1 pseudogene is annotated in these 639 nt (G+C 40.4%); it reads right to left on the bottom strand.

Annotated elements, in window-relative coordinates:
- Window positions 1-639: pseudogene (locus tag ACFIK6_RS10190) on the bottom strand (hypothetical protein); the annotation flags it as partial.

Genomic DNA, 639 nt, shown 5'->3' with positions numbered 1-639 from the left:
TCCTTACCTTTACCTAAAGTTACACTCGTGTAATCAATGCCGCCATTATCACCATCTTTTTTATCGTAATGAACAACAGCTGAATCATCAGACTGAAGGCTGCTAGAAAGATCCCTCAAACCTTTATCTAGCTGACCCTTGTTAACGGCATCATTGTTATCTTTCGCATCCTCTACACCAGAAATAACCCGTTTCACACCGCTTTTGTTTGCAACATTGATTACAGTACCATTTGTTTCCTTACCAACAGTGATAGGAGCCGTTTCGTTATCCTGCTTGACAAGGCTTTCACTGACAACATTGGTCACATCATTATGAACATTCGTAATTGTATTACTAATACCAGAAAGAGCCTCTGCTACACTCTTATAGCTTTCCTCACTTTCTTTACCTTCTGCATTAACTTTCTTGATCTTGAAATTTGGAGCTTTCCATTTTCCATTCTCATATCCAGCACCACCACCAAAATAGCTAGCAACTGTTTGATTAACTGAATAAAGCTGACCACCCGTAACAGCATCCGTTGAGTTGGCGCTAATCTCACCATTGGCTAGAAACGTAATTCTACTGTTTTCTTGTGTTCTTACAGCCCTGCCTTTTTCTTCTTTGCTCTTTTCATGACGTGCTACAAAGGCCTGC

This window comes from Bartonella sp. AS69XJJH (genome assembly GCF_042195585.1).
Lineage (GTDB): Bacteria > Pseudomonadota > Alphaproteobacteria > Rhizobiales > Rhizobiaceae > Bartonella.
The sequence above is the reverse complement of the archived record's forward strand: the minus strand, read 5'-3'. Positions and strand labels throughout refer to the sequence as shown.